1 protein-coding gene is annotated in these 1,058 nt (G+C 72.1%); it reads left to right on the top strand.

Annotation, left to right across the window (positions count from 1 at the left end):
* On the top strand, positions 1–1,058 hold a 1,058-nt coding region (locus D8M34_RS18015; RefSeq protein WP_148113092.1), incomplete at both ends, for an ABC transporter substrate-binding protein.

Genomic DNA, 1,058 nt, shown 5'->3' with positions numbered 1-1,058 from the left:
GGACTCACCCTGCACCTGCGCGCCGAACTGGCCGCTGGCCGAGGGCGGCATCACCACCGACGGGCCGCTGACCGTCGTCCTGCGGTTCACCCGGCCCTACGCCGCGGTGATCAACGCGATGCCGGTGACGAACGTGAACTGGATCGCCTCGCCCTCCGCGCTCGCGGCCAAGGGCGAGGACGCCTTCGCGATCGAGCCGGTCGGCGCCGGGCCCTTCACCGTGGTGTCCACCCAGCGCAGCTCCGAGCTGGTGCTGGAGCGCAACCCGGACTACTTCAAGCAGGGGCTGCGCTACCTGGACCGGCTGACCTTCCAGTCGAGCGGCGGCGACCAGCCCGCCTACCAGGCACTGCTGGCGGGGCAGGCGCAGGCGTACGAGGGACTGACCACGACGCCGCTGCTGGAGCAGGCGCAGTCGCAGGGGCGGCTGGCCGTGACGGTGCAGCCCGCGACGTCGCCCTACGTCGTCCAGCTCAACACCCGGGCCGCGCCGTTCGACGACCCGCGGGCCCGGGAGGCGATCTACGCCGCCACCGACTTCGACGCGATCGTGCAGGGCCTGTTCCGCGGCCGGTACCCCGTCAGCCAGAGCTTCACCGGTCCGGGCGGGCTGTTCCACACCGAGAACGTCCCCGGCTACACCGGCCACGACCCGGAGCGGGCGCGACAGCTCGTCGCGGAGCTCGGCGGGCTGCAGGTCGACCTCGGGACGCTCGGGTCCTACGTGGCGGAGCAGGTCATGACCGCGCTGCAGACGCAGTGGCAGGAGGCGGGCATCACCGTCCGGACCGAGACCTACGAGCTGTCCACGCTGGTCCAGGAGTTCAACGGTGGCTTCTGGCAGGCGATGCTGCAGACCGCCGGGTCGTGGGACCCGGCCGCCGGGGTCGGCGTCAACTTCCGGTTCGACTCGGACAGCCCGTTCTCCGGGGTCGCCGATCCCGCGCTGGACGCGCTGTTCGACCAGGCAGCCGCCTCGGTCGATCCCGCGCAGCGCCAGGAGCTCTACGACCGGGCCGGCGGTCTGATCGCCGAGAAGCACTACGGTCCGTTCGGTC

This window comes from Microbacterium sp. HSID17254 (assembly GCF_003989315.1).
GTDB lineage: Bacteria > Actinomycetota > Actinomycetes > Actinomycetales > Microbacteriaceae > Microbacterium.
The sequence above is the reverse complement of the archived record's forward strand: the minus strand, read 5'-3'. Positions and strand labels throughout refer to the sequence as shown.